Origin of the sequence: Terriglobus sp. ADX1 (genome assembly GCF_036877645.1) — a bacterium.
Classification (GTDB): Bacteria; Acidobacteriota; Terriglobia; order Terriglobales; family Acidobacteriaceae; genus Terriglobus.
Genome location: NZ_JAEDXV010000001.1, coordinates 351111 through 371642 on the forward strand (window position 1 = coordinate 351111; position 20532 = coordinate 371642).

The window sequence follows — 20532 nt, forward strand, 5'->3', positions numbered from 1 at the left end:
TTTCAGCTCCAATCGTGACAACTGAGCTGGTTTATAGGCAAGAGAGATGGAGGAAAAGACACGCGCAGATGACAAGTGCGTCATCTGCAGCCGATCTTCAGCTACGTTTCGTAAGATGAAAGCCATGCGAGTGCTCGTGATTGAGGACGACGCGGCGATCCAGGACTTCCTGAAACGTGGTCTCAGTGAGGCTGGCTATGTGGCCGACCAGGCGACGACGGCGCGGGCAGCGGAACGCCTTGTTTGCGAGCAGGACTACGCCGCCATTGTGCTAGACCTCGGATTGCCGGATCGCGATGGCTTCGATCTAATGTCAAGCCTGCGTTCGCAAGGAGTAATTGCTCCGATGCTGATTTTGTCAGCTCGTCGGTCTGTAACCGATCGCGTGCGCGGTCTGGAGCAGGGGGGCGATGACTATCTGACAAAGCCTTTCGCAATTGCGGAACTGACTGCGCGCTTGAGGAACCTGGTGCGCCGATCGCTTGCGACCAGTGGCAATTCTGCCAATCTACTGCGCGCCGGCGATATCGAGCTCGACTTGTTGCGGCGCGAGGCCACCCGCGGTTCACGCATGCTTCGGCTGACATCACAGGAGTTTGCTCTGTTGGAGTTTCTGGTTCGTAATGCAGGACGTGTGGTCACGCGGTCGATGATCCTGGAACAAGTGTGGAAGGTCCACGTGCAGCCTGATACGAATGTGGTGGATGTACACATCTATCGTCTGCGCAGCAAGGTTGACCTCGAAAATGAGATGCCAATGATCCGCACGTTGAGAGGCGTCGGCTATGTCCTCCGGGACCGTTAGTTTGCCTCACCGCGGCAGAACGGCCGCATGGCGCATCTCGCTATGGAGCGGCGTCGCGTTTGCGATAGGAACTGCCATTGCCTTTTGGTTTCTACAAGGCTTTCTGGTGAATGACATTCAGAACCGCTCCGATTCGTGGTTGACCGGAGAACTGGGTGTACTGTCCGATGTCGCAGAGCGTACGCCTGGAGATCGGCTGCATGAGGTCGTTGTGGGCGAGGTTGCAGAGCTCGCCAGCCGCGAAGTGCCTCGTGACGAGAACACACCCGATGCCATGACGCGGGCAGTGTTCTTCATCGCGACGACACCGCAAGGCGAATTGCTTCTGGATACAGGAGCCGGGAATGGTGCGGAGAATTTAAAGGCGATTCAAGAGACTCACTTGGATCTGACCAGGCCTAGGGATGTGGCCATACCGGGGTTCGCGGTGCCGTTTCGAGTTGCATCAAGCAGATTGCCAGCAGGCGGCCATATTTACCTGGCTCTATCCACGAGTTATGAACGACGGGTGCTCCATCGTCTCCAGATAGAGTTTGCATTTCTTTGGTGCGCAATCATTGTGCTGGGCACGGCGATTGTCTTTGTCAGCACGCGTCGCATGCTTCATCGCGTCCAAGTGATTTCAGAAACGGCTTCGCTGATCGGGCGGAGCAATCTTCGCAGCAGAGTGCCTACGGAATCGACTGGCGATGAGATTGCGCAGCTTTCAGTCACATTCAATGGAATGCTGGACCGTATTGAGTCAGCCGTGCAACAGTTGCACACCATGTCTGACTCGTTGGCGCATGATCTTCGTAGCCCGATGACATCCATGCGTGGAAAGCTCGAGCTCGCCTTGATGAGCGAAAGCGGCAGCGTCAGGGAAGAAGCAATGATCTCTTCCATCGAAGAGCTTGATCGGCTCTCTACCCTTTTCAATACATCGCTGGATGTTTCGGAAGCAAACGCCGACGCATTGCGACTGCGCAAAGAACCCATCGACTTGGAGATCCTGGTGAGTTCGATGGTCGAACTCTACGAGCCATCCTTTGCACAGGCAGGATTGAGTCTGCAACTCAGAAGCAATGGTCCAGCCATGATTGACGGGGATTCAGCATTGATTCAGCGCACGCTCACAAACTTACTGGACAATGCTTTGAAACACACGCGATCCGGCACGTCGGTCATTGTGACGGTTCTTCATGAAGGCGAACGGAGCATGCTGAGAGTGGAAGATAATGGCGCCGGTTTTCCAGATGAACTTATCCCACGTCTCTTTGAACGTTATGTCAAAGGAGACGCCTCATCAGGACATGGATTGGGGCTCGCATTTGTCTCGGCTGTAGTGCGAAGTCATGATGGACAGGTACGGGCCGGTAATCGCGACGATGGTGGGGCTTCCATCACCATCGAGTTTCCTGTCCCATCGACAGCACTCGTTCGCTAGTTACATGAAGGCGTCGTCATCAAGCAGTAGCCTATCTGTCATCCTCAGTTTCTAAGCTTGACTGCCGCCGGAAGTAGAGCTTCATGCCCGGCGGTAACTTTTTCCTCGCCATCGACTCTGAGGCTTCACATCGCTAAGTCGATGCAAACGCTGCGAGTCGTGTTAATAGCTAGCGAAACGCAAGACCCGCTGCGAGAAACCGGTATTGAGGTTCCCCGCAGCGGTGGTCCTGGAAACATGTTTTATCGCTCGGTGAGACGTTCGCGTAACTGCGCCGCATCGGCATCCGAGACGTGCAGAACTGTCCGGCGGTAGTTGTCGAAGCTGCCGTACTTCTCATTGATCTGACGGAGTGTTGCCCTTAGATATTCCGGATCGGCGACCATCATGACCTTCTGTTGCTCCGGTGTCAGGTTCTTCATGGCGTTAAGATTGCTTGCGCCGCTCGCTGCCATCATCTTCTTCATGGCTTCGCTGTTCATGTTCGCGCCCAGGTATTCGTTGGTAAGAGCGTAGTCTGCCAACACTGTTTCTTCTGGCACACCCAGCGTCAGCAATACCAATGCGCTGAAGACACCAGTGCGATCCTTCCCGGCGGTGCAGTGGTACAGCAGCGGCAAGTGGTCGTTCTTCAACTGCTGAAAGACTGCCGCGTACTGCTCTGCGGAATAGAAGGCGAAGGTGCCGTAGGTGGAAGACATAGCCTTGCGCATCTGTTCCGGTGTGGCATTTGGATCAAATGACTGACGTACTGTGGGTTCCTGGCCGGGCTCTTTGGGTTTGGCGCCGATGGGAAGGCTGATCTGTTCTGCCGAACTTCCTGGAATCCAGGTTTCCGCTGCGGCCTGAGCCTCTTCCTTCGTACGGAAGTCGCACACAACGCGGATGCCGAGGCCAGAAAGATACTTGTAATCCTCTGGTGTAAGGTATGTCAGCACGCCTGAACGATAGAGCAAACCCCAACGCACCGTGCGGCCGTCGGTTGTCTTATAGCCACCCAGATCGCGAAAGTTTGGTGTGCCTTCCAGAGGAAGATGGCGAATGGAAACTTCGCTCACTTCGCCGGTGTCTGCTTTCAGGTAGAAATACATGCGCTCGTGCGGCTTGCCTGCGTGGATCGTGACAGTGTTCTCCGACACGGTGCGCAACGGGGCGGAGGTTGGAACGCTGTTTGCTTCTGCGCTCGCGAGAACCGCAACAGACTTGGTGTTGCCAGTGAGCGTGTATGTCAGCTTGTATTCGTCTGCGCCAGTCTGCACACATTTCAGATTGACGATGTCAGCGTGTGCGGCTCCCGTTACTGCGGAGGCGAGAAGCAGCGCGTAAAAACTACGAAATTGCATGGGTCTATCCTTCTGGTTGCGCTCGGAGTAACCGAGCGCAACCCATTCGTGCGTGGGGTTTAGAAGTTGAGGCGAAGGCTCGCCTGAATTTCGCGCGGCAGATTCGATTGTGTAAGGAAGATCTGCCCAAAGCTTGTGGACGCGATGCTTGTGTTCGGTCCAGCAAACTGAACACGATTGAAGGCATTGAAGAACTCAACCTTGAAGTCGAGCGCCATGGTTTCGGGCAACTGGAAGCGCCGCGAAGCCAGCATGTCGAAGTTGTTCGTTCCGGGTGCCCGAACACCTGCGAGATAACGCGGAGCGTTGCCGAAGGTGTAAGGAGCAGTCGTGGTGAATGCGGCAGGGTTGAAGTACAGGCTCCCGTTGGTCATCTTTCGGCCACCTTGTACTGCGGTAGAAGCGCCTGTGAGTGTGGGACGCATCGACGTACCACGCCGAAGCAGTTGCAGTAATTCGGCGAGGACACTGTGATGGGCAGGCCGCTGTCAAAGGTGTAGAAGCTGCCGACAGTAAAGCCGCCCAGTACCTCACTCATGACGCCGTGCGACAGGAAAGGCTTGCCATGTCCCATGGGCAGTTCATACTGACCGCTGATTCGCAAAACATGAGTCAGGTCCTGCGACGAGATGGAGCGATCACACGATGGACAGTTGTTGTTCTGGAACTGTGCCGTCGTGAAGTAATCGCCTACGTTGTCGAACATCTTGCTGAAGGTGTATGCGGCCAACAGTGAGAAGCCCTGCGAGAAACGTCGTTCCAGCGAAACCTGGAATGCGTTGTAGTTGGAGGCACCCACGCCAGTGGTGGCTGTCATGTTCAGGAATTGCGGATGCGGACGAAGCAACTGTCCACGTTGCACGGTGGGCGCGCTCAAGATGGAGGTCTTATCCGTGATAACGCCGTAGAACGGATTCGCAACCGTGCTCAGCAGACTCGAACCAAGAGAAAGATTGCTGTCCGCAAGTTGATTGAAGTTCACCGGCTGGTATAGGTGCAGACCGTTGTTGGCGGCATAGCCGGCGGTGAGGACCAGGTTGCCGGGCAACTGTCGCTGCACATCCAACGACCACTGCTCGTAGTAGCTGATGTGCTGCTGGCGCTCAGAACCGGTGATGTTTTGTCCCAGGTTCGTGTTCAGCCCCAACGAGTTGCCAGTGGGTTGGGTCAAGCCATTCGGAAAGGGATTGCTCAGGTTGAACTGCGGAGTTACACCATCGGCAAGTGTCGGATTCGATGTCGTCACGGCAGCATAGCCGATGCTGGAGTTCGCCAGATCCACGGCAGGCGCATGGAAGATACCGAAGCCGCCACGCACCACTGTCCGTTCGTCCGCACGGTAGGCAAAACCAACACGCGGATCGAAGTTAAAGTGCTGCGTGTTTTGAAGGCGACGGTTGTTTCCATTGGCGCCAACGAATCCCGGTCCGCCTGTCAGCGTGCCCAGCGAACTCACCTGATTGTTCAGCGGTGACGGCGTGGTCAGATCGAGATAGACGTATTGGTTCTTTGCTTCCAGGTCTGGTAATTCCAGGTTGTAACGCACGCCGTAGGTCAGCGTCAGCCTCGGAGTGATGTGGAATTCATCCTGAGCGAATCCAGCGAAGTACGGATGGCTGGCAACGAAGGAAGGAGCATAGCCGCTGCTGACCGTAGCCGCACCCAGCAGAAGGTCCGCTGCGCCGCTCCCCGATGTGCCTACGGCTGCCTGCGGATTCGGGCCGCCCGTGTAATTGCCTGCGGCCGTTACCGTTACAAGCTGTGCGATGTTCAAGCCAACAGAAAAGTGGCGGAAGTCGAAGCCGTACTTAAGCGAATGACGACCCAATAACTGCGTGAGTGCCGCTGCATATTGCCACGTTGTTCCGTAATCCTTTTCCAGACCGCCGGTCGCGCCCATGGAGCTGAGGCGTGTCGCAGTGACTGTTGGAAAGGTTGTGGAGGTGAGCCCGGCAGTCACATTGCTATTGAAGCCAAGGCTTCCCGGATCGAATCCGAGTGAGGCGGGCACGCGGTTTGATTCCTGATGCGCGTAGAGGATGTGGTGCTCGAAAACCAGCCGCGAATTCAGGACCAATGTGTGGTCCAACATCATGTTGTAGCCGGGCAGGCGCTGATTTCCCGGCTCAGGGCTGAAGTGATTGCCGAAGGGATCGGGATAGTTGTTGTTGCGCTGGAACCAGTTAAATCGGCCATAGATGCTTTGGCGATCCGAGATGCGATGGTCAACACGCAGATTGACGTTGTTCTGATTGCTGGAGGTCGTCGCGTTGGAGAAGAAGTTATTGGTGCTGCTGTAACCCTGACCGGCGCGGTTCGGCAGCGGGTAGTTCCCCAGGATGGCGAGGCCAGTTGTGTTCAGGTAGCTCTGCGGGATGACATTGCCCGCGAACGGATTACGGATGTAGCGCGTGGTGCCTGCCGGTGCGGTCGGATCCAGTCGCGTGGTGCGCGGATCATACATCGTGATCAGGGTTCCGTTGGTATCGTGCGTCTGCGAGAAGTCGCCTTTCCGCTCCAGCGCCGTGGGAACCGTGCCAAGGTAAGATCCGGCCTGGCTTTGACGTAGTCCTTCAAAGGTGGAAAAGAAGAAGGTGCGTTCGCGCCCGTTGTAGACATGCGGCAGGATGATTGGACCACCCAGCGCATAGCCGAACTGGTTACGCTGGAAATGCGGCTTCGCGGTACCTGCGGCGTTCGCGTTGTATCCGTTCGCGTCCAGAAGACTGTTGCGGAGGTATTCGAACACGCTGCCATGCAACTGGTTGGAACCGGAACGCGTGGCAAATGTGACGATTCCGCCGCTGGTGCGACCCCATTCCGGAGCGTAAGCGGTTGTCAGCACCTTGAATTCCTGGATGGAATCCACCTGCGGAACTGCCGCTGCAGCGTTGTAGTCGTAGGTGGTGGTGTTGGCCGCACCGTCCAGCAGACTTTCCGTCGTTGCCAGCTTGGCGCCGTTGATGCGAAAGGTGTTCGTGTAAGCCTGGCTCTGCTCGTTGTTACCAGACTGTGAATTGTAGGCCGTGACGCCCTGCGCGAAATTCACCAGCTGCAATGGATTACGCACATTAAGCGGCGTGTTCTGCACAAGCTGGCTCTCAATTACATTGCCACGATCCGGGTGATTCGTAACCAGTTCGGGAGCCGTCGCCGTGACCTCTACAGACTGCGCTTCGCTGGCAGCCTTCAATGAAATGTCAACGCCGCGTGAAGATCCCACTTCGAGCGTTAGGTCGCTGACCGTGTAGGGGGCGAAGGTCGGCGCTACTGCGTGCAGCGTATATTTGCCGGCGTTGAGCGGCGGCAACAGGAAGTAACCCTCACCGTTCGTGTGAACGCTGACGACAGCATTGGTCGCGGCGCTGGTGACATCGACATTGGCGTTGCGGATAGGTGCCCCGGAGGCATCTGTGACGTGGCCGCTGATCGCGATGCTCTGTGCCAAGCTCCCGGAACGATCGCCAGAAGCGCTGCACTGAGCACAGGACCGCGAAGAAGCGAGGAATTTCGCTGGAAGGTCATGTGCCAAGGTTGCCCCGGCTTCAGGAAAGAAATCGCCGTAACGCGGGTAAAAAGGGGTTACAGTGTTCAACTCCGGTTAACAGACGGTAACTAACCTTGAGTGCATGCCGCGAAATGAGGAAATTTTGGCACAGTTGGACCGCATCCTGCGGTCGAATGTCTTTGCCAATGCGGCGCGATCTTCCCAGTTCCTCTCGTACTGTGTGACCTCGAAAATCCATGGGGAGAATTGGAGTTTGAAAGAGACCTCCATTGCAATGGAGGTCTTTCTACGCGAAGCCAGCTACGATCCCAAAGTAGATCCAATTGTTCGCGTGCATGCCCGACGCGTTCGGGAGAAGCTGGCGCACTATTACAGAACCACCGGACGCGGGGATCCAATTCTGATTGAGCTTCCCAAGGGAAGCTACGTGCCACAGTTTCTCTGGGCAAATGGAGCGCAGTCGCTGCTGAAGCAGCCAGAATGTGAGCCGGAACCACTGAAAATATCGCAGGAGATTGTAAAGGAGGAAGCTGACTCCACCCTCCAACCTGAACCCACTGCACCGGTTGCTCAGGTAATTTCAGCTTCCCCTGTAGAAGCCCGTCCGCTGACACTTCGATGGATCGCTCTTCTCTCCACTTTGGCAATTGTTATCGCGACTGTCGCATTCCTAAAGTTCAAGCCAGGCGATAAGAGCCACGTCACCAACAGGGTTGCTAATCTGCAATCCTTGCGTCCTCTCGATCTCTTGCCGCCCGATGTAACCGATGTGGCATGGTCGCCAGACCAAAAGAGCGTGGCATTTGTTCAGGCTGACGGGCATAACCGGACCTTTGTATACACAATGGAATTGCGGCCAGGCCATGCACCGCAGCGTTTAACTCAGGGCAATGGAAATGAATACCGACCTGTGTGGTCACCGGATGGTCGTCAGATTGCATTGATCCGAAGCCTTGACGACGTACGCTTTGGCATTGTGCGCGTGCAGATGGCGACGGGAGATGAGACGGTAACCGGTCCTTTCACGGCTTACCTTGGTGTGAGCTTGTACCATCCAGTCCTTGACTGGTCGCCGGACGGCAAGTATCTCCTCACATACAACCAGGTATCTCCGAACGTGCCGGTGCGGCTGTTGTTGCTAAGAATTGCGGATCAAGCGCGTGTTTTGCTTACCTCTCCGCCCATACGCTCTTCCGGTGATCTGGAGGGAAAGTTCTCGCCAGACGGCAAATACGTTGCCTTTCATCGGGGCGGTCTGGGCGATCTATACGTGTTGCGGTTGAATGGGGAAAACGTAAGCGATGTGCGCCAACTAACATCGGATAATCGCGGTGTTCGCGGCATCGCATTTTCGGCGGATAGCCGCAATATTCTGTTCGCATCGGATCGCACGCAGAACGACGTCTTCAACATCTACAAAATTCCTGTCACAGGGGGAACCCCCGCGCCAGTTTCTCCAGATGGCTTCGTAGCAGTTGAACCCGTTGCTTTGAACCAGGACGTTCTCGCCTTCCGGCATGTCGATCTGGCAACGGAGATTGTTGAGCAGCACGGCAATACGTCACCTTCTCCGCTATTCCCCGGCAACGAAATCGACGAAGCTCCTACTTACTCGCCAGACGGCAACACGATCGCGTTCGTTAGTACGCGCTCCGGAGTAGAGCAGCTTTGGCGCTACCGGAGAGGGGACAACGCGCCAGAACAATTGACGCACTTTTCAGGAGACGGCTTTCTGTTTACGCCACACTGGTCACCCAACGGGGATCAGATTACCTTCGGTTTTCGCGAGAATGGCGCGACGAACATCTACGTTGTTGATGCGAAAAGTGGTGATGTAAGAAAACTAACGAACGGACGCAGCCGGAATTTCAACCCCGTATTCAGCAGCGATAGTGCTTACATCTTCTTCTCTTCCAATGAAGATGGAACGCCGCGTCTATGGCGTATCGCCACAGACGGAAAGCGTCCTGCTGAACCGCTTTTCACGCAGGTTGTCTCCAGCTTTGCCGCCTCGCCGGACGGCAAGTGGCTCTATTACATCGACTATACGGAACCAGTTCGGCTTTGTCGGCTGAACCTGTTCGATGGCACAACCGAAGAGATACTACGCATCGACGCGCGGCCCGCTTTCACGAACAGCCTGGTCGTCACACACGACGGCGTCTACGTTGCTGTTTCCAAAGCCGATGAACCATACGTGCGTATCGAACGCATCGATCCGGCTGACAAATCACAGCGGACGATGTGGCGCATTCCCGCCTATAGCGAAGCTCTTCCGATCGTCACGCAGGGGTTTGACGTAGCGCAGGATGGCAGCCGACTGCTGGCGACTCGCTTCCTTCGACACAACTCCACCGTGTTCACGACCCAGTTGCCCGCACAGCCCTGAACCGGAACTCCGAACATGCAGGCTTCGGCCGTTACAAATTTCACTTGTAGTGCACAAGCAGTACTTGTGCCTTGGGTGAACTTGCGCCAATCACACGAGTTTCCAGCAGCACCTCAAAGGGGCGAAGTGTTCCGTCGGGATTGCGTGCTTGTTTGAGGATCGGTTCCATGGAAAGCCGATCCGTGGCGAAGTCAGCAGTAGCCTGCGTTGCTCCCATATTGCCGCCACGGAAGATCAGAACATGCCCATGGCCGTCCAGACTGGGCAGGAAGGACAAGATGCTGTGGTTCACATAGCCTTCTTCAGAATTGAACCCATTGGAATAACGACTGGCTTCTCCAGCTTTGGGATTCTTATTGATGACGACACGTGCATCCAACTGGGATGCCCGATATTCACCTGGGATTTCAAGTCGGAAGTCTGAGGTCGGCTCGTAGAGATCGCCCCATGGATTTGCTCGCGGGCCGCCGACAATGATTGCATTGGAAGCGGAGAGATCATCCATATGTACCTCTTGCGCGGAACGGACGCGAGGTGTGGCCGCAGCAAATTGGGGCAATCCGACAAGATCGAGCAGGGAATGGACATCGGCCGTACTGGTTAAGTTCTTAAAACGATCAATCCCAAAAGACGCCTCGGGATAACGATGTGCGAACGCAGTCGATAGCGACGATGTATCTCCGAACGCATACTCATGAAGACCGATTCGAGCCCCGGTGAGATCTTGCAACACACCCAAACCACTATCGGCCAACACCACCACATTCGACCGACCCGGCGTGAGTACTTCATTCCAGAACTCGGTGTAGACATCTGGATGGTATGCAACCCAGATTCTTCTGCCAGCGTATAAAGCGAAGATCAGCAGCACTACGGTTACCGCTACGATAGTCCCGGTTTTTCTGCTCCTCCATAGAGGCTCCGCGCCCTTTGGTTGATCATTGCCTTCATAGGACTGTGCGATCGGCAACGCCGGTGGGAGATTAGTCGATGTTGCAACAGGACCTTGGCTATCCTCCCGATGAAGAGTTTGCTGTTCGAAGTGAGGTATATAGCTGCCCCGAGGGATGACAATACGCAAGGCTTCGTCATGCCCTTCCTCGGTGTAAAAATCTTCGAGACGTTGACGAAGGATGCGTGCGTAATTGCGCACGATGTTGTCATCGCCAGGGTTGTACGCTGCCGGACGGCCAAAAGCCTGTGTGCCAATCTGCTGCTCGGTGATTTCTCCGACGCGCCCCTGCAGCTTTTTCTCGCAGACATAGCGTAGAAAGTTTGAGAGCAGCGCTGATTTCGCGAAGCCGTGGCTGCTTGTAATACGAAGAACGGCCTGCCACTCCAGTGAGCCGGTGTACGACTCATCGCGAATCTGAGCGACCTCCGCAACACGAGAACGTCTGGTGGCGAGAATGCCGTTGTCGGGTTCTGCGACGCGTTTTTCTTCAGCCATGATTTTGAACCCAGGTGCGTTTGTTGTTATGCTGCAAAAGCACATGAGCACTCTGCTGCCCATCTTCGACAGTTGTCTGGCCTGTCCCTCTGCGGCCACCTGTTGTTGCCTGCGCTAATACCCTTCTGAAAATTTGTGTCGTGGTAAACGAGCATCGCCATGATGTGCGACTGAGCTGTTGGTCGAACATCGTACGTTGCCGATGATGCCAAACGCAATCCGTGTTTTACACGGTGTAAAGTAACCCCTCTCCGCATTCATAACTTATTCTTCCGCCGCCAGTTAGCAGAACACACCGTGTTTTCACCTTTGCAGGGAAGCGTACGGAAGCCAATGCTTCGAGGGTTCATAAATCCAGTGGAGATATCGCTTTGAATCGAAGGACATTTCTTGCTCAGGCCGGATCGCTTGCAGCTGTTACGGCGATCAGTCGTGGATCGGGAGCGTCGACTCCCAACCAACGACGGCCTAACGTTCTGTTGCTAATGTCCGATCAGCACAATCGTCGCGTGATGGGATGTAGCGGCGACCGCGTCGCCCATACGCCGAATCTGGATGCTCTTGCCGCGTCGGGCAGCCGCTTTACCCAGGCCTATTGCACGAACCCCGTGTGCACACCTTCGCGCGCTTCGCTGATGACGGGCCTGTACAGCCATAACAACGAGGCGCAGAACAATGCGACACCGTACGCGCCCGAACACAAGACGATGGCACACCACTTCGCCGCGGCGGGCTACATGACAGGGCTAGTGGGAAAGATGCACTGGGTGGATGCTCAGACCCACGGCTTTGACTACCACCTGGGCTTCAATGACTGGTTCCAACAACTCGGACCCAAGACGCAGTTGTATGCGGATGAACTTGGTCGTCCCAACTCCGGTTCCGGATTGCCGGAGATTGATGACCTGTGGCGCGAGGAAGGCGATCCCTGGAAAGGGCATCGCACCCTGGATTCGCGGAAGGGATCTGTGGCAGTAGGCGAGATCTCCTTAATGCCAGAGCAAGACCACTTTGAATCGTTTGTGGCACGAGAGTCGAATCGCTTTCTCAAGCGGTTTGGGAATGCGGATCGACCATTCTTTCTGGTGTCGTCGTTCCTCAAGCCACACGACCCGTTTATGCCCGCGAAGCGCTTTGCAGACATGTTTCGTTGGCAGGACATGGAACTGCCCGCGAGCTGGGGCAAGGCAAACCTTGCGACTCTGCCGCAGGAAGTGCAAAAGACAATTGCGTTCGACGCACCCACGCCAGAGCTGCACGATCCCGTGGAGGCGAAGAAGCGGCTTGCCTTCTATTACGCCAACCTCGCCCAAATGGACGATGCGTTGGGGCAGGTCATGGCCACGCTTCGCAGCCTGAACCTGGAGAACGACACCATTGTCTGCTACACGTCTGACCACGGCGACATGCTTGGGGAACTGGGCCTTTGGGCGAAGTTTGAGTTCTATGAAGGTTCATGCGGCATCCCTTTGCTGCTGCGCGTTCCCGGACAGAGTGCGAACACGGTGACAGAGCCAGTGAGTCAGGTGAACCTATGCAGCACATTCACCGATCTTGCGGGTGTCCCGTTGCTGCAGCCCAACGATGGACGCAGTATGCGTCCGCTGTTGGATGGAAAGCCTCACGCCTTCGGACCCGTATATGCCGAATACGCTCTGGGCGGTAAGCAGCCCAAGACCATGCTTCGCGAAGGCGACTGGAAGTACACCCTTTGGGAAAACGATATCCCTGAGCTTTACAACCTGAAATCCGATCCGCAGGAACTGCATAACGTTGCCGCAGTTCCCGAAAACGCAGAGCGATGTGCAGCGATGAAAGCACAGATTCGGCGCTGGCAGAAACTGCCGTCGCCACAGCCGCACGCTTAACAATGCACGACTTTGACGATCCATCTTTGAGGCCATCCATGAAGAAACTGTTTATCCTCCCCTCCTTGCTGTTTGTCAGTGCTGCTGCGTTTGCTCAGCAGACGGGTAATATCCTGGGGACCGTCCGCGATAAGTCCGGCGCGGTTGTTCCTGATGCAACAGTTACGTTGACGAATAATTCGACGCAGTTTTCGCGCACACTGCATTCGAATGCAAGCGGCGAATATGTAGGATCATCGCTGCCGATTGGTGCTTATACCGTCACAGTGGAAGCCCAGGGGTTTCGGAAGTTGGACCGTTCGGGCATCACGCTGACCACGGCGAGTTCGCTCACGCTGGACCTTGAGCTGACGGTGGGTAGCACTGCGGAAACCGTAGAAGTGAGTGCGCAGGCTTCATTGCTGCAATCGCAGAGCGGCACCGTGTCATCGCTGGTGGATAGTAAGCAGGTAGTGAACCTGCCGCTGGCAACGCGAAACTTTACAGACCTTGTGCTGCTGACTCCCGGAGCACATCAGGGCACAGCAAGCAATCTTGGCGAAGGTGGTAGTGCATACTCCATTCGCGGTGGCGCCAACTTCAGCGTGAATGGCACAACCGCTGCAACCAACTCTTACTTGATCGATGGGATTTATAACCGCAATCAGTGGCTGAATACCCTGGTGATCGTGCCTGTCGTGGATTCCATCCAGGAATACCGCGTGTTGACGAGCAGCTATACGGCTGAGTTTGGTGAATCGGCCGGTGCTGTCACACTGGTCAGCACAAAGAGTGGCGCAAACCAGTTTCATGGCGCTGCGTGGGAGTTTCTGCGCAACGATCTGCTGAATGCGAATACATACTTCGCAAAACAGGCTGGACTTGCGCGGCCAAAGTACAACCGCAATGTTTTTGGTGGCAACGTGGGTGGTCCTATCATTCGCGATCACACCTTTTTCTTCGCGGATTACCAAGGGATTCGGCAGCACACGCCTGTAACGCAGACAACAACAATTCCAACGCAGGCCATGGTGAACATGGTGAAGACAGGCAATTTCAGCGGTGCGCCCGTCACGGTCTACAACCCGTACACGACAACCACAGTAGGTGGTGTGACAACGCGCACGCCGTATGCGGGCAACAACCTCTCCGCTGATCTGGATCCTGCAGCAGTAAAACTGGTAAGCCTGATCCCGTTGCCCACCAATGGCAACGCGACGAACAACTACACCATCACGCCAAGCTTGCTGTTGCGAGATAACCAATTTGACGTTCGTATAGATCAGAATCTATTCAGCTCGGACAGGCTCTTCTTCAAGTACGCATATGACCGCGCATCGCAGACAGTACCCGGCACCATGTATCCCAATCCTGCTGCGAATATTCAGGTAGGGCCGTATCTTTCAACTGGCAGCAACGGATACCAGACCGATGCCTTCGCGCAATCGGGAACACTGGGCTACTCGCATGTCTTCTCAGCAAACACACTGCTTGATTTGCATGCGGCTATCGTACGGTGGAATGCCAATGTCGCGCCGGTGAATCTGAATGTTCCGGCAGCAACGAACCTTGGAATTCCCGGCATCAACTACAGTGCGCAATCAGGTGGTCTGCCTGCATTTACTCTCAGCGGATTTTCGGCACTGGGCGACAGTTCAACTTATCCCGAAATTAGCCACATCACCACCTTCCAGTACGACGGCAATCTGACACACACAGCAGGGAATCATACGATTAAGGCAGGTCTGCTTTTCCTGCGCCATCGGTTTAATGGTTTTTCAGCCTTTCCCGTGCGTGGAACCTTTGACTTCAACGGTCAATACACCCGTTTGAATAATGCCGCCACTGTATCAGCCACGCAGTTGCAGTATTACGCTCTGGCGGATCTTGCCCTTGGCGCTACAGACAGTGCAAGCCGCAACATTCTCACCGGTAGCTTTGGTATGCGCACCTTCCAGCTTGCTCCGTACGTGCAGGACACATGGCGTGCAACGGATCGACTGACACTGGATTATGGCGTTCGTTGGGACATCAGTGCACCACCCTATGAGGTGCATGATCACTGGGCGAATCTCGATATAAAGACTGGTCTGCTGAAGGTGGCAGGATTGAATGGCAATGGACGTCGTCTCCGCAACTTTGATTTGAAGACGATCTCGCCGCGTCTTGGTCTGGCATACACACTGGATGGCTCACGCAAAACAGTGCTGCGAGCGGGCTTCGGCATCTCCTATGTAGATACGCTTGTGGGCGGTGCGCAGCTCTACAAAAACCTGCCGTATTACTTCGCACAGGCGATCACTACATCTGTAAACGCGGCGCCCACAGCGTTATTGCGCAACGGCTTGCCGACGCCGGTGGCACCGGATCCGAATAACATCAGTGCCATCTCCACCGGTAGCCCAACCGTATGGGACCCCAACACGCGGCAGACCAGCGTGACGCAATTCAGTCTTGGCGTACAGCGTGAGCTGCGCAAGGATGTGATTCTGGATGTGAGCTACGTCGGTACAGTCAGCCATCATTTATTGGTGAACAGTTTGAACCTGAACCAATCACGACCGGGCGCGGGGGATCAGGGGCCGCGTCGCCCCTACTACACCATCAATCCCAATCTTGTGAATGTGGCATATCGTGGTGGAGTTGCGGATGGTAACTACAACAGCCTTCAGGTGCATGCAGAGAAGCGAACGTCTGGTGGCTTGAACTTCGGTGTTTCTTACACGTATTCAAAGTATCTGTCAGACTTCGGCAATCCAAATGGCGGAGGTAACAATGACATTCAGGACAACAGTTGCCTGCGCTGCAATTATGGGCGGTCCGCTGATGACCTCCGCCATAACCTTGTGGTGAATGAAGTGTATGAGCTGCCTTTCGGACCGAAGCGGCGTTTTCTCAATCACGGATTCGTCTCGCACATTGCCGGCCCCTGGAGCGTGAGCAGCGTGTGGTCGCTCCATTCCGGTTCGCCTTTCACCGTCTTCTACAGCAGCAACGTATCGAACTCTTCGGGCGGTGGAACGCAGCGCCCGAATCGCGTTGGAAGTGGCGCTTTGTCATCAGGACGTACGATCAATCGCTGGTTTGATACGACAGCCTTTGTAGCACCAGCGCAGTACACGTTTGGCAATTCTGGAACGGGTATCCTCACCGGTCCTGGCTACTTCAACGTGGACATGACAGTAGAACGTCATGTGCTTTTTGGTGATCGCTACGACCTCGATCTCCGCGGCGAAGCATTCAATACACTCAACCGGTCGAACTTCAACAATCCTGCTGCCACGATTGGATCACCCACAGCCGGTGTCATTTCAAGCACGCAGGCCGCAAGGATTTTGCAGATCGCCGTGAAATTGGCCTTCTAAAGCTAAAGTCTCAACGGATACAGCGTCATCAAGCGGAGAAGAAATGTTCAATCCATCCGGTAGTCGTCGCAGTTTTCTTAAAGCAGCCGCAACTGCATCCGCAGCCACAGCAATTCATCCTGTGGCTGCGTTGGGACAGGCTAGATCATCACTGCCTAACATCGTGTATTTGCATTCGCACGATTCAGGTCGTTACCTGCGACCTTACGGTCACAATGTTCCCACGCCGAATCTGATGCGCATTGCCAATCAAGGCATCCTCTTTCGGAAGATGCATTGCGCAGCGCCTTCCTGTTCCGCCAGTCGATCGGCACTGTTGACGGGGCAAAGCCCGCACGCAGCGGGGATGAATGGTCTTGCTCATCTGGGGTGGAAACTGCATGACTATAAGCAACACATCCTGCATAGCCTGCGTGAGCAAAAGGGCTATTACACGGTGCTTGCTGGACTGCAGCACATTGCGGTCGATCCCAAAGTCATTGGCTTTGACGAGATATTGCCGGGCACACATCGTCTTGCGGCCGATGTAGCCACGCATACAGTTGAATTTCTGAACGGCGCCCCGAAACAGCCATTCTTCCTCGACTGTGGATTTTTTGAGACCCACCGCGATTATCCGGCGCCAACAGATAACGCCGACTACATCCTGCCGCCTGCGCCGCTACCGGATAATCCATCCACTCGAATTGACATGGCTGGATTTCATCAAAGCGCTCGCGACATGGATAAGGCTGTAGGCCGCATTCTGGATGCGCTGGAAGCGAAGGGCTTGCGTGAAAACACGCTCATCATCAGCACCACAGACCATGGCATTGCATTTCCAACGATGAAGGCAAACCTCTGCGATGGAGGCATAGGCGTGTCGTTCATGATGAGTGGTCCAGGTGAATTTTCAAAAGCAGGAGTTTGCGACGCACTGCTATCGCACATTGACGTCTTTCCAACGATCTGCGATTACCTGGGGATGAGCAAGCCCGCATGGTTAGCAGGGAAATCGTTTCTTCCTGTTGTGCGTGGAGAGAAAGAAGAAGTCAACGACGCGATCTTTGCGGAAGTAACGTATCACGCCGCCTACGAACCCAAGCGCTGTGTCCGGACAGCGCGGTACAAGTATCAGCGTCGTTATGACGGAAGAACTACCTATGTGTTGCCTAACTGCGACGACGGGGCAGCGAAATCGTACTGGTTACGTGAGGGATGGCAGAAGCAGCAACTGTTGCATAGCGAAGAGTTGTACGATCTCGTGTTCGATCCCGCGGAGCGCAACGATTTGGCCCGCGATCCTGCGCATGCAGAGATACTGCAACAAATGCAAAAACACATGGACGACTGGATGCACTCCACAAACGATCCTTTATTGCATGGTCCGGTACCCCTGCCACCGGGCGGTCGCTCTGCGCCTGTAAATGGCATATCTCCAAAGGAAATGCCCACAAGCCAAGGACAGTTTTCCTGAAAGTCTTCACGCTGAATGCTGTCTTCCCAACGACTCGCTTCTGTAAGCTGATTAAGCTCTCAGAGGCGAGTCGTTGCCGCTACTGAGCGAGGGATGCTGCCCGTAAAGCTCTAGACAATGCCGTCGATTCCGCCGGAGGGCGATACACTCATTCCGCGGGGTGAGCGCCGATCCGTCTGGGGCATGCAATGATGAGCAACCAGTAGAGTTCCATGTGTACTATTCGAAGATGGAGCACTTCTGAGGGGGGCCTGCTTGATCATTTGGGACTCGTTTTTGATTGCGTTCAGCGCGTTGCTGCCGCTTGTCAACCCGCTTAGCTCCGCGCTCGTCTTCCTTGGACTCGTCGGAGATGTGCCACCATCAGTCTACCGTTCGCTTGCTCGCAGGGTCGCAATCAATACCGTTGTCTTCCTTGGAATTTTCGAGCTGCTCGGTTCAGCCATTCTCAACTTCTTCGGGATATCTCTGCCGATTGTTCAGGTAGCAGGCGGCATTGTCATTGCTGCTATTGGATGGTCTGTTCTAAATGCCAAGGACTCTGAAGCTGCAGCTAATGACAAGCGGGAAGAAGCACAGCTTGATGCAGATCGCGGGTTCAACAACCTTCAAGACAAGGTCTTCTATCCCTTCACGTTTCCTGTTACAGCTGGCCCCGGCACGCTTGTCGTTTTGTTGACGTTGAGCGCACGTTTCTCAGATGGAGCGCGAAGTGCCATCGTTTTCGGACATCTAGGGCTTTTCATCGCAATTGTTGTGCTGAGCGTGTCTGTCTATTATTGCTATGCCCATGCGCCGATCATCACCAAGGCGATTGCTCCATCAACCGCGCACGGCATCCTGCGGGTGGTCGCGTTTATTCTGCTTTGCATCGGTGTCCAGATTCTTTGGAATGGACTCTCTACACTTCTTCTGAGTTTGTCGAGACACTGAGATACATTGCGCGTCGCCCAACGATAGAAGGTACAGTTAGGAAGTTTTGTCGCGTTTCAAGCTGTCCGCCAGCAGAATAGCTTCTGCGATCTCGCGCATGGATTTCCGTCGCTGCCGACTTTCGCGTTGCATGTTGCGATAGGCGTCATCTTCTGAAAAATTCAGATCGCGTTGCAGAATACCCTTTGCTCGATCGACGAGTTTGCGGGTTTCAAGTCTGTTGGTGAGTACAGAGTTCTCTGTCTCAAGGCGAGCGCGTTCGATCTCAGCTCCCACCAGAATCCCAACAGTGGAGAGCATGCGCCGTTCCAACTCGCTGTGCTGATACGGCTGCCTGTGTTGCAGATTCAGTACGCCTACGACACGGTTTGCGCAGGTAACCGGTGCACACAACATGGCTTCGAAACGATCTTCCGGCAGGCTTACAAACGCACTGAAACGAGAATCTTCACTCGCGCGTTCTGAAATGGCAACAGTTTCGCGATGTTCTGCGACCCATCCTGTAACACCTTCGCCGACTGAGAGCTTCAGATGATCCAACTCATCGCTATGCGGATTACGCGAAGCACGCAAAATGAGCTTGTCGTCCTCAAGCGTGTAGAGGAAGCAGGAATCGCATGGAATCACGATGGACACAAGTGTCACGATCCGTGAAAGAGTTACGTGAAGCGGGTCCGTAGAAGCGATGTGGCTGCTGATCTCCTGCAGTACGTCAAACGGAACCAGGCCATCACGGAAGCCGGACATGGCGGATGTTGAGGGCGCAACCTGCTGTACGGTTCCTCGATACGGAGCGCGTGTTCTTGTACCCGGCGCGGAGGCGGATTCAGCAGAAACAGAGCGCTTCTCCGAAAGCAGCTTTTTGGCATATTGAGCGGCTTCGTTCACCATGAAACCCATGCGAGGACGCGACGGCTCAAAGTCTGGTTGAACGCCGTAGTGCTTCAATTCTTCGGTTGTCGTAGGGCCAATGGAGACAACAAGGGCTTGTTGCAGTGCCGTTCGCAGCATCTCTCGCAGCCCCAATTCATCGGCAATCTGAAAGAGGTGAATGACCTGCACGGCGGTCATGAATAAAACAACATCGATCTCGCCGTCGCATACTCGACGCACAGCATTACGCAACGGTTCTAAATCAAGAGGCAATCCCCACTGATAGACGGGGACTTTCGTTACATCTGCGCATCGTGTAACCAGCTCCGCAATGAACTCTGGATTCGTTGCCCCATATTCCTGTACCGCAACACGAAGTTCTGCAAGCCGGGGACCATACTGTGAATCGAGTAATTCCAGTACCTCATGCCAGGTGCTTGGCTCTTCGGTGGATGCGGAAACTGGAATCTGCAACTCACGGAGTGCTGCAACAGGCTTGACGCCGCGAGTCACAATTTCGCGTTGACGCAGTTGCTCAAGCAAGACTTCTTGCGGGTATTTCGTTTCCAACGTCTGCATCAGTTTGGTGACCCCGATGCCTGTCAGAAAAATGATCAGGTCAAAGTCGCCTTTGAGAAGACGCTCTCCAAATTCGAAACAATCTGTATTTGATTCGAGTGGAATCTCACGCATCGCAGGGACGACCACGGGGTCGCCGTTATAGGTGCGGATCAGCTTTTCGACCTCGCGTGCACGGCGGGACTCGAGCGATAACACTCGCAGACCGTCGAAGCTGGCGTGACGCATGGCAATGACTCCCAACGCGAATGGGCAGTGGTTGTAACGGGAAACTGCCGAATTTTCTTGAGTGTAACGTGTTTGGCGGCAATTCTGGGTTGGCCACCTGACCGGGGCAAACGGTGGTTAGGAATCTTTCCTATTGCAGTCCATGCCGGGCCGTGTCATACTTCGCGTATTAAAGGTGTGTCCCGCCATGATCGCCGGACGATCTTCTTCCTGCTCATAAACTGGCCCCCAGGCGCGCCAGCTCCGGCTTTACGAAACAAGCTCCACGACGAGCCCAGATGTCACTCGATTTTGTATTTGAGTGTGCGTCCGCGCGTTCTCGAGGCTTGT

Annotated in this window: 12 protein-coding genes; 7 read left to right on the forward strand and 5 right to left on the reverse strand. The window is 54.9% G+C overall.

Going from position 1 to position 20532, the window contains the following annotated elements; all coding sequences use genetic code 11:
• Nucleotides 1–124: 124 nt before the first annotated feature.
• Complete coding sequence (locus JAO32_RS01570) at nucleotides 125–805, forward strand: response regulator transcription factor (protein ID WP_334236807.1); 681 nt, start codon at nucleotides 125–127, stop codon at nucleotides 803–805.
• A complete protein-coding gene (locus JAO32_RS01575) occupies nucleotides 786–2231 on the forward strand; it encodes a sensor histidine kinase (RefSeq protein WP_334236809.1) in 1446 nt (481 codons plus the stop codon). Before JAO32_RS01570 ends, JAO32_RS01575 begins: the two co-directional genes overlap by 20 nt.
• A gap of 242 nt (nucleotides 2232–2473) precedes the next feature.
• On the opposite strand, the gene JAO32_RS01580 is transcribed toward JAO32_RS01575, so the two are convergent.
• The 3 genes from JAO32_RS01580 to JAO32_RS01590 are packed head-to-tail and all read right to left on the reverse strand — an operon-like array spanning nucleotide 2474 to nucleotide 7022.
• Nucleotides 2474–3574, reverse strand: coding sequence for a tyrosine-protein phosphatase (locus tag JAO32_RS01580; protein ID WP_334236811.1), 1101 nt, complete (start codon nucleotides 3572–3574; stop codon nucleotides 2474–2476).
• Nucleotides 3575–3633: 59 nt separating this feature from the next.
• Nucleotides 3634–3948 (reverse strand): hypothetical protein, encoded by a 315-nt coding sequence (locus JAO32_RS01585; RefSeq protein WP_334236813.1) that lies wholly within the window; start codon nucleotides 3946–3948, stop codon nucleotides 3634–3636.
• Nucleotides 3945–7022, reverse strand: coding sequence for a TonB-dependent receptor (locus JAO32_RS01590; protein ID WP_334236815.1), 3078 nt, complete (start codon nucleotides 7020–7022; stop codon nucleotides 3945–3947). The genes JAO32_RS01585 and JAO32_RS01590 overlap by 4 nt, the downstream gene beginning before the upstream one ends.
• A 313-nt stretch (nucleotides 7023–7335) precedes the next feature.
• Between JAO32_RS01590 and JAO32_RS01595 the strand changes: the two genes are divergently transcribed.
• Nucleotides 7336–9471, forward strand: coding sequence for a hypothetical protein (locus tag JAO32_RS01595; protein ID WP_334236817.1), 2136 nt, complete (start codon nucleotides 7336–7338; stop codon nucleotides 9469–9471).
• 40 nt (nucleotides 9472–9511) lie between these two features.
• Here the strand turns inward: JAO32_RS01595 and JAO32_RS01600 are convergent, their stop codons facing one another.
• Nucleotides 9512–11020 (reverse strand): hypothetical protein, encoded by a 1509-nt coding sequence (locus JAO32_RS01600; RefSeq protein ID WP_334236819.1) that lies wholly within the window; start codon nucleotides 11018–11020, stop codon nucleotides 9512–9514.
• A 272-nt stretch (nucleotides 11021–11292) separates the two neighbouring features.
• Between JAO32_RS01600 and JAO32_RS01605 the strand changes: the two genes are divergently transcribed.
• The 4 genes from JAO32_RS01605 to JAO32_RS01620 all read left to right on the forward strand — a co-directional run bounded on the left by JAO32_RS01605 (nucleotide 11293) and on the right by JAO32_RS01620 (nucleotide 18522).
• A complete protein-coding gene (locus JAO32_RS01605) occupies nucleotides 11293–12789 on the forward strand; it encodes a sulfatase family protein (protein WP_334236821.1) in 1497 nt (498 codons plus the stop codon).
• Between the two features lie 38 nt (nucleotides 12790–12827).
• Nucleotides 12828–16133, forward strand: a complete 3306-nt coding sequence (locus JAO32_RS01610) for a TonB-dependent receptor (RefSeq protein WP_334236823.1) — start codon at nucleotides 12828–12830, stop codon at nucleotides 16131–16133.
• Between the two features lie 43 nt (nucleotides 16134–16176).
• Nucleotides 16177–17589 (forward strand): sulfatase family protein, encoded by a 1413-nt coding sequence (locus tag JAO32_RS01615; protein ID WP_334236825.1) that lies wholly within the window; start codon nucleotides 16177–16179, stop codon nucleotides 17587–17589.
• Nucleotides 17590–17844: 255 nt separating this feature from the next.
• A complete protein-coding gene (locus JAO32_RS01620; protein WP_334236826.1) occupies nucleotides 17845–18522 on the forward strand; it encodes a MarC family protein in 678 nt (225 codons plus the stop codon).
• Between the two features lie 36 nt (nucleotides 18523–18558).
• Here the strand turns inward: JAO32_RS01620 and JAO32_RS01625 are convergent, their stop codons facing one another.
• Nucleotides 18559–20202 (reverse strand): uroporphyrinogen-III synthase, encoded by a 1644-nt coding sequence (locus JAO32_RS01625; RefSeq protein ID WP_334236828.1) that lies wholly within the window; start codon nucleotides 20200–20202, stop codon nucleotides 18559–18561.
• Between the last annotated feature and the right edge of the window lie 330 nt (nucleotides 20203–20532).

Excerpts from the sequence above, each read along its gene's own strand:
- JAO32_RS01570 (WP_334236807.1), top strand. The coding sequence starts at position 125 with ATGCGAGTGCTCGTGATTGAGGACGACGCGGCGATCCAGGACTTCCTG.
- JAO32_RS01625 (WP_334236828.1), bottom strand. The coding sequence starts at position 20,202 with ATGCGTCACGCCAGCTTCGACGGTCTGCGAGTGTTATCGCTCGAGTCC.
- JAO32_RS01585 (WP_334236813.1), bottom strand. The coding sequence starts at position 3,948 with ATGACCAACGGGAGCCTGTACTTCAACCCTGCCGCATTCACCACGACT.
- JAO32_RS01580 (WP_334236811.1), bottom strand. The coding sequence starts at position 3,574 with ATGCAATTTCGTAGTTTTTACGCGCTGCTTCTCGCCTCCGCAGTAACG.
- JAO32_RS01575 (WP_334236809.1), top strand. The coding sequence starts at position 786 with ATGTCCTCCGGGACCGTTAGTTTGCCTCACCGCGGCAGAACGGCCGCA.
- JAO32_RS01610 (WP_334236823.1), top strand. The coding sequence starts at position 12,828 with ATGAAGAAACTGTTTATCCTCCCCTCCTTGCTGTTTGTCAGTGCTGCT.
- JAO32_RS01615 (WP_334236825.1), top strand. The coding sequence starts at position 16,177 with ATGTTCAATCCATCCGGTAGTCGTCGCAGTTTTCTTAAAGCAGCCGCA.